The following is a 17,981-nucleotide window of genomic DNA, read 5'->3' as shown; positions in this document are numbered from 1 at the left end:
CAATTACAATATAATTATTCATATTAAAACACTGTAGGTAAAAATGAAAAATATATTTATTTTTAACAAATGAAAGAAACAATTAGAAAAGGATGAACTTCTTCAAAGAGAGTTCAAAAAATTCAATAATAATAAACCTAGTGATAAAGAATTTGCTAGAAATTTTTTCATTGTTAAAAATAAAATTGTTTCTAAAATCGGCATAGGTTTTAACTTAATCAATGAATTTACAATGACAGCTATTGCTAAATCTTTTATTCATTTTATTAATTTAAAAAATCAGAACATTAAAGATGAAAAGAAGAATATTTTTATTAGTTTTACTGATAATTTGAAAATTAAAAAATATATTGATATCTTTACGAAAAATATTACTGAAGCTGGATTTGAAAACATTGTTTTTGAAAAAAATAATGAAATTCCAAATTCATTAAAAACTTTTGCTTCTATCAAAAATAACTGTTTAGCAATTGTTGATTTTAATAATTTCTTTGAAACAACCAAAGGTTTTGAAATAAGTTTCTTTCATAGTGATGGTTTAGAATTCAACGACTCAGAAATGCAAATTTTGCAAGCTAAAATTAAATCAACTGATTATTTCAACTTGGAACTTTCTAGCAAAGGTGTTGCATTTAACTATGACAAATCTTTTTTAGAATACCAAAACAGAATGAAGGAACAATATATTCCTGACAACTTGCTTTTTAACAACAAAAAGATTTCTTTTACAATTGATATTCAATATCCAGATCATAAGTTTTTTTACAACTCATTTTTACAACCATTACATACCAATATTAAATTAATTGCTTCTAAAAAATTTGCTTCACACAAAAAATTTATTCAGTCTGATAGTCACAAAATTTTGAATTACTCATCAATGAACTATCTAAATAAAGATGATGCAATTTTTGCTATTAACGATGGAAATAAAAGCTTCAACTTTGCTATTAAATATAAAAGAAGGATGAAGTATTTAACTTCAGATGAAATTGCTGCTTTATATTTAAACTTTTTATTAAATGAAGATCCATTATGAAAAAGAGAAAAATTCAATTCTCCTTACATAATAAAAAATGTGATTTCAAGCAAATTAGTTAATAAAATTGCTGAAGAAAACAACATTGAAGTATTTGAAATTAATGACCAAAATGAGATTCAAAAAATCAAAACAAAACAAAAAAATAAAACCTTTATGTTTTCTTATTCTAACCACAATGAATTTAACACATATAAGAATATAAATAGTTGTCCTGATGCCATTAATTTTATTCTTGAAGTAATGCGGATGGTGTCTTACTATAAGAATGAAAATAAAAATTTATTTGACGTATTAACCTATATTTATGATAAATACGGAAAAAGACATACAATTAAAAAGCAATACCAAATCGATGAAAAAAGCTTCCAAAGATTTATTCATTTTTCTAAACAAAGTGAAAAATTTGGTTCTTACAAAGTAGCAAATAAATGGGATTACAATGAAAATCCTATCAACATAAATAACAAAAAAGTTTATAAATTTGCCCTTGAAAATGATGCTTCAATTTTCTATGAATATAAACCTTATTCAAAAACTTTAACTATATTTACTGATATCCGTGCTTTAAGTAATTCTAATGATGACATCATGAAAATGACTTTGGAAGAAAAGGAAATTCAAGACACAATTATTGAAATAAAAGAAGATACTTTTGACACCAAAAATTCAGTTACTACATATATAAAATATGGTTTTCTATCTCTTGCTTTTGTTGCTATTGTTATTTGATTAATTCTATCTGTATTTAGTTTGAAAGATAATGACTTAGGTGGTGAAGGTTCCTTAGCATTTTTAATTAAAACCAGTGCTAATTTAATTTTCCAAGATTGAAGAACCAGAATTTCGTTCTTTATTATTCCTTTTTCAATTGTTTTATCTTTAATCATCAACAGCTTTTTAATGAAGCGACTAATGAATTATCAAAATGAAAAAGTTAAATGGTATGACCTTTTTGTTTCATCTGCAATCGGAGTTATTGTTCAAAACATTACTCCTAAATCCATTGGTGGTGATATTGCCACATATTGGTATTTAAGAAAAAAGAAATTTAGTCGTTCTAAATTATTAACTACAATGGTTTCTTCAACCATTATGTGACAAATGGCTAACATTGTTTTAGCAATGACTATTATTCCAATTGGTATTTACTTTTATTGGGGTGTATTTTCTAACCCAGGTAATAACATCAAGACCAAAACCTTTACTAGCTTTTTAGTTTTAGGTTTAATCTTTGATAGTATGATGGCTTTCTTCTTTTTCATTTTAGCAATTCATAAAAGATTCCAAAAATTTGTTTTGAAATGATTTGTAATCTTTTTAGAATGATTACCTTTTATTAAAATTTATGATGCTGATGCACTAAGAAATAAATACGAATGTGAACTTTTTGAAGTTCGAAAAGGTATGAAATTAGTTTTCAGAAATCCGCTTAGATTTTTCGAAATACTATTTTACAAAATCCTACCTTACTTTATTACCGGATTGCCACTATTAGCTTACTTTGGTGAAATACTACAACCTAACTTAAAAGGTGGATTCTATTTCAACATGATTGCCGGATTGTCATTAATTCGTTCTGCTAACTCAATTTCACCAACACCTGGGGGAATTGGTACTTCAGAATGATTATCATTAGGAATATTCGAATCATTATTAAATGATGGTTATAATGGCTTAGATGTTAAATCATGAGCAAAAATAATAACCTCAATTAATACTTTAGGAACCGTTTTAATTCCTTCATTACTTTCTGCTTTATTATTTATGAATGTAATAATTATTCAAAAAAGATATGAAATTTTTAGAAAGAAACAAATTATTGATTCGCTAGACAACAATTCAGGTTCACAAACAATTCAAAGCAAGAAAACAAATGCTACTATTATTAGTTTAATTTTGTGAATAACAACTTTAACCTTAGCAACAGCAGCCTTTTTCTTCTTGCCGGTAACTCCTTCGTTCTTTTAATATTTACAAGATATTTAGCTTTTGAGGCTAAATATTTTTAAATGAAAAAATATGTAAAAAAATCGATAAACAACATTTACTTTATAAATAAAGTATCATAAAATACCTTGTTATTTAGGGCACGGAGCCATATTATGAAAACTAAATATTTATTTTCTACCTTTTTAGCTGTTGCAGCAATTTCAGCTTTTCCATTTTCTTTATCTAGTTCTTGTTCAAAAGATAAGCAACTAAAAGAATATGCTGATAGTATTGAATTCAAACTTAAAAACTTTGACCCAAATAAAACTTATACAAGTAATGAATTAAGCGCTTTATCTTTTAATAATTTTGACATTAGTTTAAATGGAAACTACAAAGGTGGAGCCATAGAAGCAGAATTCGACAATAATTTGAAAGTTGAATACGATCCAGTAGCAAAAAAGATAAAAGTTTCTTTCACATTAATTGAAAAGAAAACAAATAAAAAAATTAATTGCTACTTCTACTTAAATCAAAGCATCAAAATTGAAGGTGTACCAGAAGAACCGATAGATCCTGAAAATCCGCATAACCCAGGAGGCCCAGGTAATCCTTCTACTCCAATAGTGGTTGGCAATATAGTTTATGATTCATCAAACAAATATTATGCTTCTTTAGAAAATAAAAGCGGTAAAGAATTATATGATGCGATTTTCAAATTACAAAAGTCGCACACAGGCGGAATTGGAAGTTATGCTGATCTATACCAAGCATACAAAACTGCTTTTCTAGATAAATATTTTGAAAAAAATAATTCAGTATTAGATGTTTACAGTGAAAATCCTAATGGCAATGACCCTTACGAATTTAAACACGGTGAATGAGATGGGGCTGGAGGTCATCCTAGACCTGGCGGACAAGCAAATGCTGAAGGTTGAATGTACAATAGAGAACACGTAATTCCTCAATCTTGATTTAACAAAGAAACACCAACTAAACACGATCCTCATTTTGTTTGACCTACAGATAAAAAGGTAAATGAATGAAGAGGGAACAAACCTCATTATTATGTTTCAAATGGTAGTGTTACAACCTCATTAAACGGTACAAAGTGAAATAATAATTATTGTGAACCAATTGATTATTTCAAAGGTGATATTGCTAGAGCATACTTCTATTTCCAAGCAACTCATAGAAATGGAATGTCAAAAGGTGGCGATACTGTTTTCTCAAGTGCTTTCCCTTATTTCAATAATAACTTCTTAACGTGCTATTTAGATTGAGTTAAAAAAGATCCAGTTGATATTATAGAAATTGATAGAAATAATGCCATTGCTGAATTTACTAGCGGTTTAAGAAATCCATTTATAGATTATCCAGACTTACCAGAATTAATCTTTGGTAATTCAGGAAAAACCTTCTCAAATAAAGGCGTTGCAGTAGGTGTTCAATAACAATCAAAAGCTCACATAAAATTGTGGGTTTTTTAATCGCTTAAATAATTTATGCCAATGTATAATAAAAATATGAAGAGTAAAAAGACAATATATTCACCATTAGTTTCTATACTAATTCCTTTACATAATAGTGCTCAATACTTTAGTTCAACAATTTTGACTATCTTAAATCAAACATATCCAAATTTAGAAATCATATTTCATAATGACTGTTCTACTGATAACACCAAGGAATTAGTAGAACAAATAATGAAAAACGATCCAAGAGTTAAATTAATAGATTCAGAAACAAATGTTGGAATTGGGATATCTAGAAATAGACTTATAGAAAAAGCTCAAGGTGAATTTATATTTTTTATTGATAGCGATGATGAATTTGTAAACAACAAAGTCATTGAAAGATGTGTTAAGCATCTAAATCCTAACATTGATATTTTGTCAACTCAATTCAAGTACCAATTTGATTTAAAATTTGGTAAGCCAATAATTAATAATATGGTTAAGTCTTTAAAAATTAAACCAACCGCATTAGAATATTACTTAGAAACCACCACCTTTTCTTGAGGTCATTTTATTAGGTTAGATTTTTTAAAAAGTTGTGATGTAGATTTTGGAAAAATACCCAAATATGAAGACATAGCAGAAATGGGAAACATTTTTTCAAAATGTAAAAAGTTTAAAAAATTAATGCTTTATTCAATTATCTATCATAGAAGAAACGATACCTTATCAGCATTCGATGATAAGTTTATTGAAAAAATCGAACATATAAACCAAGCTTATAAATTAAGTTTAGAAATGTTATACAACAATATCAAAAATGATTTTTCATTAGAAAAAATCAATAAGATGGTTAACTTTCTTTTTATGGAACATTTGAGCCTAATTAGTGTTTATTTTTTAAGTATCAAAAACAAAGAAATTAAATCAAAATTCAAAGATTATATTAATCAAATCTTTGAACAAAAAATTTTAAAAATATATGAAGGTTTTAATGTAAAAATTAGATTTCACAAGATATCTGATTTCACCGTTTTATTAACCAAATCTTTATACAAAAGAAGCAAAAATAAATAACTATCATTTTTTGTTTTTGTCTATTTAATAGGTTAAAAAGTAAAAAAGCAACCTTTAAACTAGGATAAAAAAAAGACTCGCAATTTTTCAATTACGAGTCTAATTTTTTGTCCGGGGTATGCTTTTTATTTTAGATAAATTAAATAGACGATTAAGGAAATTGATAGTAAAACTATCCCAATGATTATTCCTAAATATGAAAGGAAATTAGCTTTAGTTATATATTTGCTTTCGTATTTTTTATCAAGTAATGAAATTTCATTTTCCATTTCTTTTTCTAAAGTTTTTTTCTTTTCAAAATTAGGTTCTAGCATTATTTTTTGTTTATATTTAGAAGTAATAAAATTCTTTTTATTCTCTTTTTTATTTGTGTTCAAAGGATGGAAAAATCCTGAAGTAATAATTAAAACAAATGAATAAAAAGTAATTATAAAAGTACCTGAAACAGTAAAAGCGTCAACAACAGATTTTAATTGACTTCCGCTTTTAACTTTTAGTTCATAAAAATATGAACCTAATCAAAACGCTAATGATAGTACTAAAACCACAACAAAAATGATGATAGATTTTAAATTAAAACTTTCTTTAAAATAAAGTTTTGAAGGACGCATTATTTTTTAGTTTCTTTTTTTCTTCTAGTGGTTTTCTTTGGTTTTTCTTCTACTTTTATTTCTTCTGTTTTGTCAAAAGCAAAATCATTAACTTCAACAACAGAAGTTTTATCTAAATCAATAACTTCTGTGTAATTTACTTGCTCATTTACATTAGCAGAAATGTTGCCATCATAAGGAAGATTTTTATCAACTAAATCAGAAGCAATAGTATTAGGATCAATTTGTTCAATGAATAAATTGTTAGAATTTTGACTAGTTCATTTAGTTAATTGTTCTTCGGTACCATAAATATAATGATTGGTTTCTATCTTATAGTATTTTGGTACATTTGGAAATCTTTGTTCTTTTAAGTAATCTAATTCAAAGTTAATATTTTCAAATTTTTCATTTGCGTTTGAAATCTTAGGAATAGCTTTAAATAAATTAATGGTGTAAGGATGAACCGGATTACTATATATAATTTCAGTTTCACCGCTTTCAACAATTTTACCTAAGTGCATAATTTCAACTCTATCAGCAATGTATTCAATCATACTTAAATCATGTGCTATAAATAACATTCCAATATTTTTGGTTTTACATAACTTTTTCAATAAGTTAACAACTTGGGCTTGAATAGAAATATCTAAAGAAGCAATCGGTTCATCAGCAACTATAACTTTTGGTTGAGTAATTAAAGCTCTAGCAATAACAATTCTTTGTCTTTGTCCACCAGAAAATTCATGAGGATAACGATAAGCAAATTGTTTTAACAATCCAACTTCTTCTAATGCTTTATAGATTTTTGTTTTAGTTAATAAGTTTGAAAGTTTTCTTTTAATCAAAAACTTCAAAATGAAATTTTTGATATATCTATTAGGAATCTTAACGATGGTTTTAATAAATGAATTAGCTTGAATACCTAATAAAAATTTAATAACTTTAGTATCTTTAATTAAATATTTGTTTTCGTAGTCAAATGAAAGTAAGGTTTTCTTCTTTTTAAATACTTTTTCTTTGTATTGGTTAATTAAAATACTTGATTCAGCAACTTTACTTTTTTGTTTTTTAGCCTTAAGCTCTTGTAAGTCAGAATTTAATTTTTTCAAAAAGTTTTTAAATTCTATATCAAATCTTTGATTTGTAAAAGTTTGTTTGTTTTTTAAAGATTCGTATAATTGTCTTTCTAAAACAATTTTTTCTTTTAAATCTTGAACTATAGATTTTTGTTTAGAAACAAACTCTTGAACTGCTTCTTTATGTTTAGCAGCAGTTTGTTCTAATCTAGCTTCTGCTTCTTTTAATTCTTGGCTAGTAGCACCATTTTGTTTAAAGGTTTTTGATGCTATTTGTTTTTCTAAAATTTGCTTTTTAAAGCTATCAATTCTGTCATTTAAATATGAATAGTTTTGAGTGTTTTCAATAACAAATTTTGACAAATCAAAATTGAAATTTTGTTCAATAATTTTGTTAATTTTTTTACCAATTTTCCTATCGGTAAGTGGAATACATAAATTTTCTTTGTAAAAAAGTTCTTTGTATTTTTCCAATTCTTTGATCAAAATTTTGATTTGTTCTAGTGATAAGTATTTGAATTCTTTCTTTGCCTTTTCAATAACTAATAAAAGTTTTTTGTTAAGCAATTTTTGTTTCAAATTGTAGTATCAATATTCAAGATCGTAGGTTGAATTTTTGGCAATATTATTTAGTCTGATTTCATTTTTGTATTCACCAAGAAAGTTCAAAAATGCACTTTTGTTTTCTAAACGAAATTGTTTTTTTTCTTTTATTGCTTCTTTTAATTCAATAACTAAATGATCAATTTCTTTAAAAGCTTCATAAGTTTCATTTGACATTCTAGTTAATGTCAAAGTCTTTTCATAATTTTCAATTGCTGCTAAATATTCATTTTCATCAATATCTAATTTTTTGTCTCTATAAGCTTGTTGACTTTCAAAATAGTATGCCATCATCTTATTTAGATTTGAATACATATTGTTGATAATTTCAGATTCAATATTTTGCTTTTCTTCAAGATAGTCATATAAATTATTAAAGTTGTCTTCATAATTTGAAGTACTATCATATTCAAATGATTTGAATTTTTCTTCTCATTCACCAAAAAATTCTTTTGATAAATCATTGATTACTTTTAAGTTTTCTAATTCCAAATTAAGTACTTTTTCAGAAAAAGTATAATGAAACATTCTTTTTACATCATCTCAATCTTTAAAAATATCTTTAAGTTGGTTAGAAATAATTTTATTAACAATTAAAGGTTCAGCCAAAATTGAATAAATATTTTTTTGTCCATTTAAAGCAGCGTGTGGATCTTGAAAAATCATTTGAATGTTTTTTCTTAAAAATCTTCGATTGTCTTTTGAAATAGTTTTACCACTAATTATTTTGTCAGATAGTTTTACAAAACCATTGTAATTTTCATAAAGTCTTAGTAAAGATCTTCCCACTGTGGTTTTACCAGAACCAGATTCACCTATTAAACCTACAATTTCACCTTCATGCACATTAAAAGTAACATTATCAACAGCTTTGTTTATAAAACCATTATTGATAAAATATTTTTTTAAATTTTCAATTTGCAAAATAGGTTTCTTACTCTTCATTTTCAAACACTTTCCTAAATAGTTCTAGTTTATTTTGTAGGTTTTTATCAAGTTCAATCTTTGGTGCTTCAGGGTGTAATAATCAAGTTGCAGCAGCATGAGTTTTAGAAATTTCAATCAAAGGCGGTTCTTTGTGAAAGTCTAATTCTAATGCATATTCATTTCTAGGAGCAAATGGATCACCAATTGGTAAATTGGACATATCCGGTGGGGTTCCTTTAATTGAATAAAGTTTATCTTCTCTATTTTCAGGTATAGCAGAAATTAAGGCTCAAGTATATGGATGGGCGGGATAAGCAAAAATATCTCTTTTGGTTCCTCTTTCAACAATTTTCCCAGCATACATAACATAAATATAATCACAGAATTTAGCAACTACTGAAATGTTGTGTGAAATCAAAATGATTGAGATACCCATTTTGCTTCTAATTTCTTCGAATAACGCTAAAACGGATGCTTGAACAGTTGGATCTAAAGCAGTTGTAGGTTCATCAGCAATAATTAAATTAGGTTTTAAAGCAACTACCATAGTAATTACAACCCTTTGCTTCATTCCTCCTGATAAAGTATGAGGATAACGTTCAAAGACTTGTTCTGCTTCACGAATTCCAAATTGTTCTAAAAGAGAAATTAAATATTTTCTTTTTTCAACGTAAGATTTATCTTTTCATTCTGGATTGATGTTTAAAGCATCTAGTAATTGTTTTCCAATTTTTCTAGTTGGATTTAAAGAGGTTAAAGGATCTTGAGGTATATAACCAATTTTGTGTCCTCTTATTTTTAGTCAATCTTTTTCTTTTTTATATTTAGTTAAATCGATTTTATCGATTATCATTTCGTCCGCTTTAGTTAAAGTGTTGCTATTAACATTAATTAACGCTTTAGAAGTTACTGATTTTCCTGAACCAGATTCACCAACTAAACCAACAATTTCAGCACGTTTGATGAATAAATCTATTCCTATAACAATGTTTAAATAATTATTTTTTGAAGTTTTAAAGCTAACTTGTAAATTTTTTACCACTAACAAATATTCATCATAATCTATGGTGTTAAGATTATTTTCTTCTCGATTTTTGCTTTCTTTGATATCTGTAATTTTTAAGTCCATAAATTTCCTTATCTTTTGTTAGTCATAACTCTAGGATCTAGTGAATCATGAACTCCTAAAGAAATAAAATGTAGTGATAATGATAGTGATAATAAAATTATACAAGGTAAGGCTAAAGTTCAAATGTTTTTGCTTGCTGTCGCATTAGCATCAATCAATATTTGACCTAGGTTAGTGCTATTTTCTGATTTGAAAAATCCAAGGAAACTTAATGAAGCAATTGACATAATAATTGCTGGAATTGTACGTACATAACTAGTTGCAATTTTTCCTAAAATTGCTGGTAAAGCATGCATAAAGATTAATCTTGCTTTTTTAGCACCAACTGATTTTGAAGCAGTTATATATTCTTCATCTTTAACAGTAATCATAAACATTCTGGTTCTACTTACTGGTCCTGCTCAACCAACAAAGATTAAAGCAATTATTAAAGCGGCATCTGTTGAACCAAAAATGGTTACGAATAATAATAATCAAACTAATGAAGGTGGAGATAAAAAGATATCGATTAATCTCATCATTATAGTGTCAATTCATTTACCCGCATGGTAACCTAAATAAGCACCAATTGCCACACCAATAATAGTTTCAATAGTAGCAACAATTAAAGCAATTTTAATTGAATTTCATGTTGAATATCAAGCAGTAGTTCATATATCAGCGCCGATATCATCAGTACCTAAAATACTTGTTTTTCATTCAACTTGGTTAACTAATTGTTTAATTTGGTCTAAACTTAAGATTGTTCCATTTTTCTTGTTTTCTACAAATTGTTGTCATACTTTTGATAATTTAAAAAAGTTAACATGATTATAAGTAATTAAATCTTGGTTGCTGTTTAAAGCTTTTTCTTGAAACTCAGTTAAAGAAATAAAGTAATTGTAATATTCTTTGAAAGTTGGATTATCTAATTCTTGTTTTCATTGCTCAATTTTAGCAATTACATTGTTAGATAATTTTTCAGAATGAGTTAAAGGTAAATACGTATATTTTTGATATGCTGGAGGCAAGTATCTAATAATATTAATATCCCCATTATCTATTGGTTTTTTAGCTTGGAAAGGACTAGTTCAAGAAATAATAATTCCCATTAAAATCAAGGTTAAAAAGATAATAATAGCAATTATTGAAACTGGACTAGTAAAAAATCTTTTGATTGTCTCCTTTCACATTTTTTTAGGTTCACCAGCTATTGTAGTTTTAAATTCAGCATCATTGATTTTTCTTTTCAAATATTGGTTTAATTTAGGAGATAACGAATATTTTTGGTTAAACTGCTGACTATTCATTTACAACTCCTTTTTTAATATTTGCTTCAATTTTTTTCAATTCTTTTTGACGGTGTAAGTATGCTGAAAATCATAACTTCAAGTTATTGCCGCTATTTTCAGCATAAGTAATTCTTGGATCTAAAATTACATATGAAATGTCAACTAATATTTCAGTCATCAATGATAAAGAAGTGAAAAAGATAGTTGAAAACATAATTAAGTTAATTTCACCATTAGGAAAGGCTTTCGATAACACTGTTGAAGTTCCAGGAACTTGTCAGTATATTTCTATAATAATACTTCCTGAAAGTAAATAAATATATGATGGTATCAACATTGCTGCCAATGGGATAGAAATGTTTCTTAAAACATATTTAAAGAAAATAGCAGTGCTTGATAACCCTTTGGTTTTGGCTATCAAAACATAGTTTGAAGTTAAAATAGTAATAACCTGGTTTCTAGTGTAAATTGTATAACTAGATAATGAACCTAAGGTAATAACTAAAATTGGATTAATTAATGACAAGATTCTGATAGAAATTGGTTGTCTTAAATCATCGAAAGGAAAAACTTTAAATGGTAATCCAATTCTTTTACCTATATTGATAAATATAGGTGCAATAACAAATGAAGGTAAAGCAATAAATAGTAAAACAAAACTATTTATTGATGTATCTAAAATTTTTCCTCTTTTATAACCTGAAATAGTACCTAAAAATATCCCTAATACTGCTGCGATTAAAAACGCAGGTAAAGAAATAGAAATTGAATATTTTAAAGGTTTAAAGAAAATAGCAGGAATAGTTGGTAATTCTGGTGTTTTCTGAATATTTCAAGTTTGTCCTCAATCGCCTGAAAATACATTTTTTAAATATATAAATAAACTAATGAAAACTGGTTTGTTGAAACCAGCTTCATCCAGTTTTGTTGCTTTTTCAGCAGGACTAAGTTTACTTCAAGTATCCTGTAAAGAAATTTGAACAGGGTTTGGAGCAAATTTATATACTAGTACATAAACGAAAACGATAATGACTAGCATTGCTAAGAAAGCAAACGCAATTCTTTTACCTAAATACTTAAACATTTTCTACTATAGACGCATCTTGGTAGCTTAAAGTATTTTGACTAGGACTTGTTGGGATTACATAATGAGGATCAATTAACGCTTCTGAAAAACTTGAGAATTGGTAGAACTTGGTATCTGGTGAGATTCCGATGTAGTTTGACAATTCGTGAGTCAATTGAATTAATTCTTCATTAGTTTTAGATTTTTGGAAAGTAATTCAGAAGTTTGATGATAATGCAAATGGTTCGAAACTTTCTGGGTTGTTTTTAGTATCAACAACTACTTTGCCATTGTCTTCTTTAGCGAATGGTAAGTACGCATAATATTCATTTAGATATTTGTTAGGTAATAAATATCATTTTTCAAATGGAAGACTTGGTTTGAATTTAAGACCTTTTTCTTGAGTATTTTCATCGTATCATTTTTTGAATGCTTCAGCTAATGTTTTAATTGCTGGGAATGCTTTAAAAATGTTAGTAACTTCTGTAGTAGATTTTTGTGCTTCTAAGAATGATAAAGTAGGTATGATGTGACCACCAGCTCATGACATACCATCAAAACCTGAACCTATACCATTATAGTCATAACCTCATGCTTGATAGTTATAGTTAGTTTTACCATCAAATCTTAAGTTGTATAACTCTGCTTGTGTTGTAACGTTTAAGAATTTAACATTTAATCTTGGATCTAATTCATTAACTGCTTCAACATATTTTTTATACATATTTGCATAAACATTACCTAAGTTTAGATATGGTCAATAAACTGATCATTCTATTTTTTCGGTTTGTGGAATGCTATTTTCTTGATAGTACTTATCAAGTAAAGTTTTCAATTCTTGTTTAGCGGTTTCATAAACTTTTGTTCTTCATGGGTTACTTGAATGAGATATGATGTATTCTTCACTATCTTTGTTAGTAATAGAATCTGTTTTGGTGTAATCATTTTTAATTCCGTAGTAAACGTTTATTTTGTCTTCTACTTCATTTGGTGTAGTTTCACCATTATTGATTTTTCCATCTGAAGCAACTTTAGCAATTCATGCTTGGTTTTTTTGATCTATAAATTTAGATAAATAGTTAAAGTTTATTGCTGAGTTAATAAGAGTTCTAAATAATAAACCTTTTCCTCCTACAAACTCTTTAGCTACAGAAGGTGCTTCACCAGCTGCAATTTCTGCAACTGTTTTACCATACATTAGTTTTGCATAATGGTCATTATAGCTATATTCTTTAGCATCAGTTACTGGTTTTTCTTGCACTACAAATGGAACACCCATTGGTAATAATGTATATTGAATTTGTAATTGATCAGTGTTGTAACCTTTTCTATAAGTTAAACCATATTTTTTAGGATTACTATTTACTTGAGTCTTTACTTTTTCATCTAATGCTGCATATTTATAGTAAGTTGTTAAACCTTGCTCATAAGCATCTCATTGTTGTTGATCGAAGATTTTTGGATCAACTTCTGATGAAGCGTGTGAAACTACAATAGTTTCTACTTTATCTTTTCTTTCAAGAAATTCTTTATCTCAAAAATGTTTGTTGTAAACAATTCTTTCTTCATTTAATTTTGTGTTTGTTCCATCATAAATGTATGGACTAACAAATAAAGTGGTGTCTAGATGTTGACCATATCAGTAAACACCATATTCTTTAACTTTGTTTGTAGCATTTTTAAGAACTTCATTAGCAGTTGTTAATTGTTGATCGGTTCCACCAAATTTTTGTATTGCTTTTGGTTGAGCAGCAAATTCTTTAATATATTCACTTGGTGCTGGAACTAATTCTAATGAGGTTGATAAAAATCCATCAATGGTTTCTAGTCATAAACCTTTTTTAGCTTCATCTTTTTTGGTGAATTCTAATGTTTCTCTTTCTTGACCATTGAATGTAACTTTTTTAATAAACTCTTCTTCATTTAAGAATTTTTCTGAGTTAATGTTATTCAAGCTTAATAAGTACTCGTTAGGATAAGTTTTTCTTTCAGAAAATGTTTGTGATTTAGGTTCTAAAACTGCTCTAATTGCATCATCAATTTCTTTGGTTCCACCATTTGTATGTCTTAATTTAGTATTTAACAATTTTGTTCTTCATCATGAGTAGTAAAAGTCTTGTGCTTTTAATTCATATTTAGTAGCTTGATTCTTTGAATCCACTCATTTGATACCTTGTCTAACTACTAGTTTAATGTCTTTAACTTCTTCTTTTTCTAGCAATTGCTCAAAGAATTCGCCATTAATAGATTTTTGATCTTTTGAGCTTGCTTTAACTGCAGTGGTTTTGTAAAAACCAGTAGCATCTTTTTGTGGCATTACTTCGTGTTTGTCATTGTCAAAAACGTGTTGTTTATTATCTTTAGTAGTAACCACAATAGCTTCTGCTAACGCTAGTTTTCTATATCAGATAGAAGGTTTAATAACTACATATTTTTTAAGTTCTTTGTTATATTGAACTTCTAATTTACCTTCGTTTTTAATTCTTATTAAAGTTTCAACAGTTGAACGTCCTTCTTCTCTTATTGGACTCATTGAACCATATGACGCTGATTCATCATATCCATATCCAACAGGTGATAATTTTGAGTTATATGAAATAACAACTTGTTTATTTTGATATGCAGGAACTATACCTCCACATCTTGCCGCTACTAGAAAAGGAGTAGCCAGCACTGCTGCTGATAATACTGTTCCTCCTAATCCTCATAATAATTTTCTTTTCATTTTTACCTTTCTTATACTTATATATAAGTATTTTATGATTATTTGATTTTAAATATTTTCTTTCCTAGTTCTATTCATTGTTTGATTAAATCATCGACAAATTTAAATCCATCTTCATAAAATGTTTGGTCATTTAAGTCGATTCCATTATTTTTTAATATTTTTAAAGGTTTGTCTATGCAACCAGCAGATAAAAAGTTGTTAATGTATTCTTGTAAAAATTGTGAACCCTCTTTTTTGTATTTAACAAAGAAATAATTTGCTGCTAGTTGACCAATTGCATATTTATAAACATAAAAGTGATAATAATAATGTGGCACATCTACTGAGGCAACCATATCAAATGGTTGGTATTTAGTTTTCTTAACACTATATTTTTTTGAATTTTCAAAATAGATTTTACTAATCGCATCATATGAAGAAGAAGGTTGACCTTGTTCGATTGCTTTATAAAGGTCAAATTCATAATTTGCTCATTCAACTTGACGCATAACTGTACCAATAAATCCTTTAATCATAGAAGTTAAAATCTTAAATTTAAATTGGATGTTATCTGATTTTTGTAATAAATAGTCATATAACATTAATTCATTATAAATAGATGCTATTTCTGCTAGAAAAATTGGATATTGTGAATTTTCAATTGGTTGATTTTTATCTGAAAAATAAGAATGCATTGAATGACCTAATTCATGTGCTAGTGTTTCTACTGACCTAAGATCTCCATCAAAATTCATTAGAATATATTTTTTATTTATTCCATAGCTTTCACCAATGGAATATGCTCCTGATAGCTTTCCATCAACACTCATATAGTCAATCCATCTTTTTTCGATCGCTTCATTGATTTTGTTGCTATATTCTTGACCATATGGTTTTAATGCTTCTTTAACTATTTGTTGCATTTCTTCAATAGTGTAAGAAGATTTAATTTTTGTTAGTTCTCTATAAGAATCATATTTGTAATTAAATTTTTCTTTGAATTTGCTTTGGTAAAAGATTTTGTAGTATTTTGAAAATTTACTAAATATGGTTTTTTGTTTAGAAACATTAGTAAATAGTTTTTGTAACAACTCATCAGTCATTTGGTCATCTTTAGTGAGCATTTCAACTGTTGAAGTATATTTTCTAATTTTGGAAATTGTAACTAAACGATTAAAATGTTGAAATAAGATTTGAGCCAAACTTTCTTTATGATCATAAATTGCTTTAATTCAATTTGTCCTGGTGTTTTTCCTTAAAATCTTGTCATCTGATTTCATTAAAGAAACTTGGTTAGCTCTTGTTAGTTTATGTGCTTTGTTTTTAGAATCTTTAGGATAACCATAATCCATTTCACTATCAGTAATAATAGCAAATATAGATTCTAAACTTGGTTCTCCGATTGATGATTTTACTAAGTATTCTTCTACACTATCTTCTAACTTGTGTTCATATTCTGCTATCGAATCTTCGATTGCGATTTTATAATTTTTTAACCTTGGATCTTCTTTCCATTGTTTCATTTTGTCAATATTTTTATAAAAGCGATTTAATTCTGAACCAAATTTTGTTGATAATTCATTTTCTAACAATTCTTGCTTTTGCATTAAAGCTAAAATTTTAGGATCAGATAAATTGACATTGTGGGCATTCGATAAATAGTTATTTATCCTATTTGACAATTCTTCTAATTGTTTTCCAATTTCAATATCTGCTAAATATTTTTCAATATCTTCATACTTTGTGTCTTTGTTTTCAATCTTAACTAAATAAATATTTTTATATTCTTCTAATAATTGGTCAATAGTTTTACCTTGTAATATATCTTCTAAATCGAACCTATATTGTTCAGGTACATCACTATATTTTTTATATTGCTTTGGGTTCATATTACTCCTTTAAAAACAAAAAAGAACTATACGCCTATAGTTCTTACAAAGATAATAAAAATTTATTAAATTTATAGAACTATAGCACCAACAAATTCTTGTTGAGTAACAATCTTTTATGCTTTGTTACCGTCATAAATGTTTGCTTCATTCACAACTCGGCTTTTGTAACCTTTTTATAGTTTCCTTGCATGCCTGCTCCACTATATACTCTTTCCAAAAGCTCCTCTATAGTTTTTTAAAAAAACAGGCATATTACATTAACACCTGTTTTTATTTTAATACTAGATAAGAAAAATAAACTCAGGTTTAAATTGAAATAATCATCGAAATCATAGCGATGATATTAATATTAAACTTCTTGTTCATTGTTTCTCTTATTGTTAACATAATGTAAAAATTATAAAATATTTTAAAAATGATTTTTATTTTATTTTTCTTTCCATTTTTTAGGTGTTTTTTACAACTATTACTTTGCTGTACCTAATTTTCGCAAAGGAATTTAAATAAAAATTCCCTCGTTGAAAATTGAGGGAATTAAAATCGTTATTTTAATAAAACTTAGGCGGTTAATAATAAATGAGAAGTTTCTGGTAATGAAAATTCTAGTTTTTCTTTTAATAATTGATTTTTGGTTATTGTTGTTCTTTTTAAAATTAAATCTTCAGAAGTTATATACAAGTCAAAACTTAGTTTTACCTTTTGTTTTTGTGATTTAAAAATGATTTCAAATTTACTTTGCGAAATATTTTTTTCAATAAATTGATATTTGAAATTCATTTTAGCTTTCACTTGGTCTGTTTTTAAAATGTTTTTAATTTGTTCTTTTATGTTTTTTTCTTCGTTTTCAAAATTGAAAAATATTTTCTTATCACCATTTTTGAATAACATAAATTTATCAGTTGTTTTTGTTTCGTTCACAAAAAGATCATTATTTTCTAACTTAATAATGTTTTCGAAAAATCTTTGATTTTCATTATTTTTTCTAATTGCTTGTATTTTGTATCAAACAATAAAAACAAGAAAAACTAAATGAAATTGCTGAAAAATAAAATAAATTATAAGTGAGTTTATGTTTACAAATCTTTGTAAATCAAATAGTACCATTTCTCCCGCAAAAAAGAGCATAAATAAAATTTTAAAAATGAAACTCAACAATACAAAATTGAATAAAACTCATTTAATATGTGTTTTTAAATTTGTACTTCAAATAAA

At 26.7% G+C, this 17,981-nt stretch carries 11 protein-coding genes and 1 riboswitch; of the genes, 3 read left to right on the top strand and 8 right to left on the bottom strand.

Annotated elements, in window-relative coordinates; all coding sequences use genetic code 4:
- The first annotated feature begins 43 nt into the window (after positions 1-43).
- The 3 genes from ACJA25_RS00290 (at position 44) to ACJA25_RS00280 (ending at position 5,505) form a co-directional block, all read left to right on the top strand.
- Positions 44-3,010 carry a YbhN family protein gene (locus tag ACJA25_RS00290; RefSeq protein ID WP_406615597.1) on the top strand — a complete coding sequence of 989 codons (2,967 nt, stop codon included), beginning with the start codon at positions 44-46 and terminating at the stop codon, positions 3,008-3,010.
- A 134-nt stretch (positions 3,011-3,144) separates the two neighbouring features.
- Positions 3,145-4,425: an endonuclease gene (locus tag ACJA25_RS00285; protein ID WP_406615595.1), complete on the top strand. Its 1,281-nt coding sequence runs from the start codon at positions 3,145-3,147 to the stop codon at positions 4,423-4,425.
- A gap of 72 nt (positions 4,426-4,497) precedes the next feature.
- Positions 4,498-5,505 (top strand): glycosyltransferase family 2 protein, encoded by a 1,008-nt coding sequence (locus ACJA25_RS00280; RefSeq protein ID WP_406615593.1) that lies wholly within the window; start codon positions 4,498-4,500, stop codon positions 5,503-5,505.
- 125 nt (positions 5,506-5,630) lie between these two features.
- Here ACJA25_RS00280 and ACJA25_RS00275 read toward each other — a convergent pair whose 3' ends face one another.
- The 8 genes from ACJA25_RS00275 to ACJA25_RS00240 all read right to left on the bottom strand — a co-directional run bounded on the left by ACJA25_RS00275 (position 5,631) and on the right by ACJA25_RS00240 (position 17,894).
- A complete protein-coding gene (locus ACJA25_RS00275) occupies positions 5,631-6,116 on the bottom strand; it encodes a hypothetical protein (protein WP_406615591.1) in 486 nt (161 codons plus the stop codon).
- Entirely contained in the window at positions 6,116-8,722 is a 2,607-nt protein-coding gene (locus ACJA25_RS00270) for an ATP-binding cassette domain-containing protein (protein ID WP_406615589.1), read from the bottom strand. Before ACJA25_RS00270 ends, ACJA25_RS00275 begins: the two co-directional genes overlap by 1 nt.
- Positions 8,712-9,833 (bottom strand): ABC transporter ATP-binding protein, encoded by a 1,122-nt coding sequence (locus ACJA25_RS00265; protein WP_406615587.1) that lies wholly within the window; start codon positions 9,831-9,833, stop codon positions 8,712-8,714. The genes ACJA25_RS00270 and ACJA25_RS00265 overlap by 11 nt, the downstream gene beginning before the upstream one ends.
- 8 nt (positions 9,834-9,841) lie before the next feature.
- Entirely contained in the window at positions 9,842-11,122 is a 1,281-nt protein-coding gene (locus ACJA25_RS00260; protein ID WP_406615585.1) for an ABC transporter permease, read from the bottom strand.
- Positions 11,115-12,188 (bottom strand): ABC transporter permease, encoded by a 1,074-nt coding sequence (locus tag ACJA25_RS00255; protein WP_406615583.1) that lies wholly within the window; start codon positions 12,186-12,188, stop codon positions 11,115-11,117. The genes ACJA25_RS00260 and ACJA25_RS00255 overlap by 8 nt, the downstream gene beginning before the upstream one ends.
- A complete protein-coding gene (locus ACJA25_RS00250; RefSeq protein ID WP_406615581.1) occupies positions 12,181-14,895 on the bottom strand; it encodes an OppA family ABC transporter substrate-binding lipoprotein in 2,715 nt (904 codons plus the stop codon). The genes ACJA25_RS00255 and ACJA25_RS00250 overlap by 8 nt, the downstream gene beginning before the upstream one ends.
- 38 nt (positions 14,896-14,933) lie before the next feature.
- Positions 14,934-16,766, bottom strand: a complete 1,833-nt coding sequence (locus tag ACJA25_RS00245) for a M3 family oligoendopeptidase (protein ID WP_406615579.1) — start codon at positions 16,764-16,766, stop codon at positions 14,934-14,936.
- A 74-nt stretch (positions 16,767-16,840) separates the two neighbouring features.
- Positions 16,841-17,005, bottom strand: a riboswitch (Lysine riboswitch).
- Between the two features lie 322 nt (positions 17,006-17,327).
- Positions 17,328-17,894, bottom strand: a complete 567-nt coding sequence (locus ACJA25_RS00240) for a hypothetical protein (protein WP_406615577.1) — start codon at positions 17,892-17,894, stop codon at positions 17,328-17,330.
- Between the last annotated feature and the right edge of the window lie 87 nt (positions 17,895-17,981).

The organism is Mycoplasmopsis hyopharyngis (assembly GCF_045276885.1).
Taxonomy (GTDB): Bacteria; Bacillota_I; Bacilli_A; order Mycoplasmatales; family Metamycoplasmataceae; genus Mycoplasmopsis; species Mycoplasmopsis hyopharyngis.
This window is presented reverse-complemented; position numbering and strand designations above follow the sequence as displayed.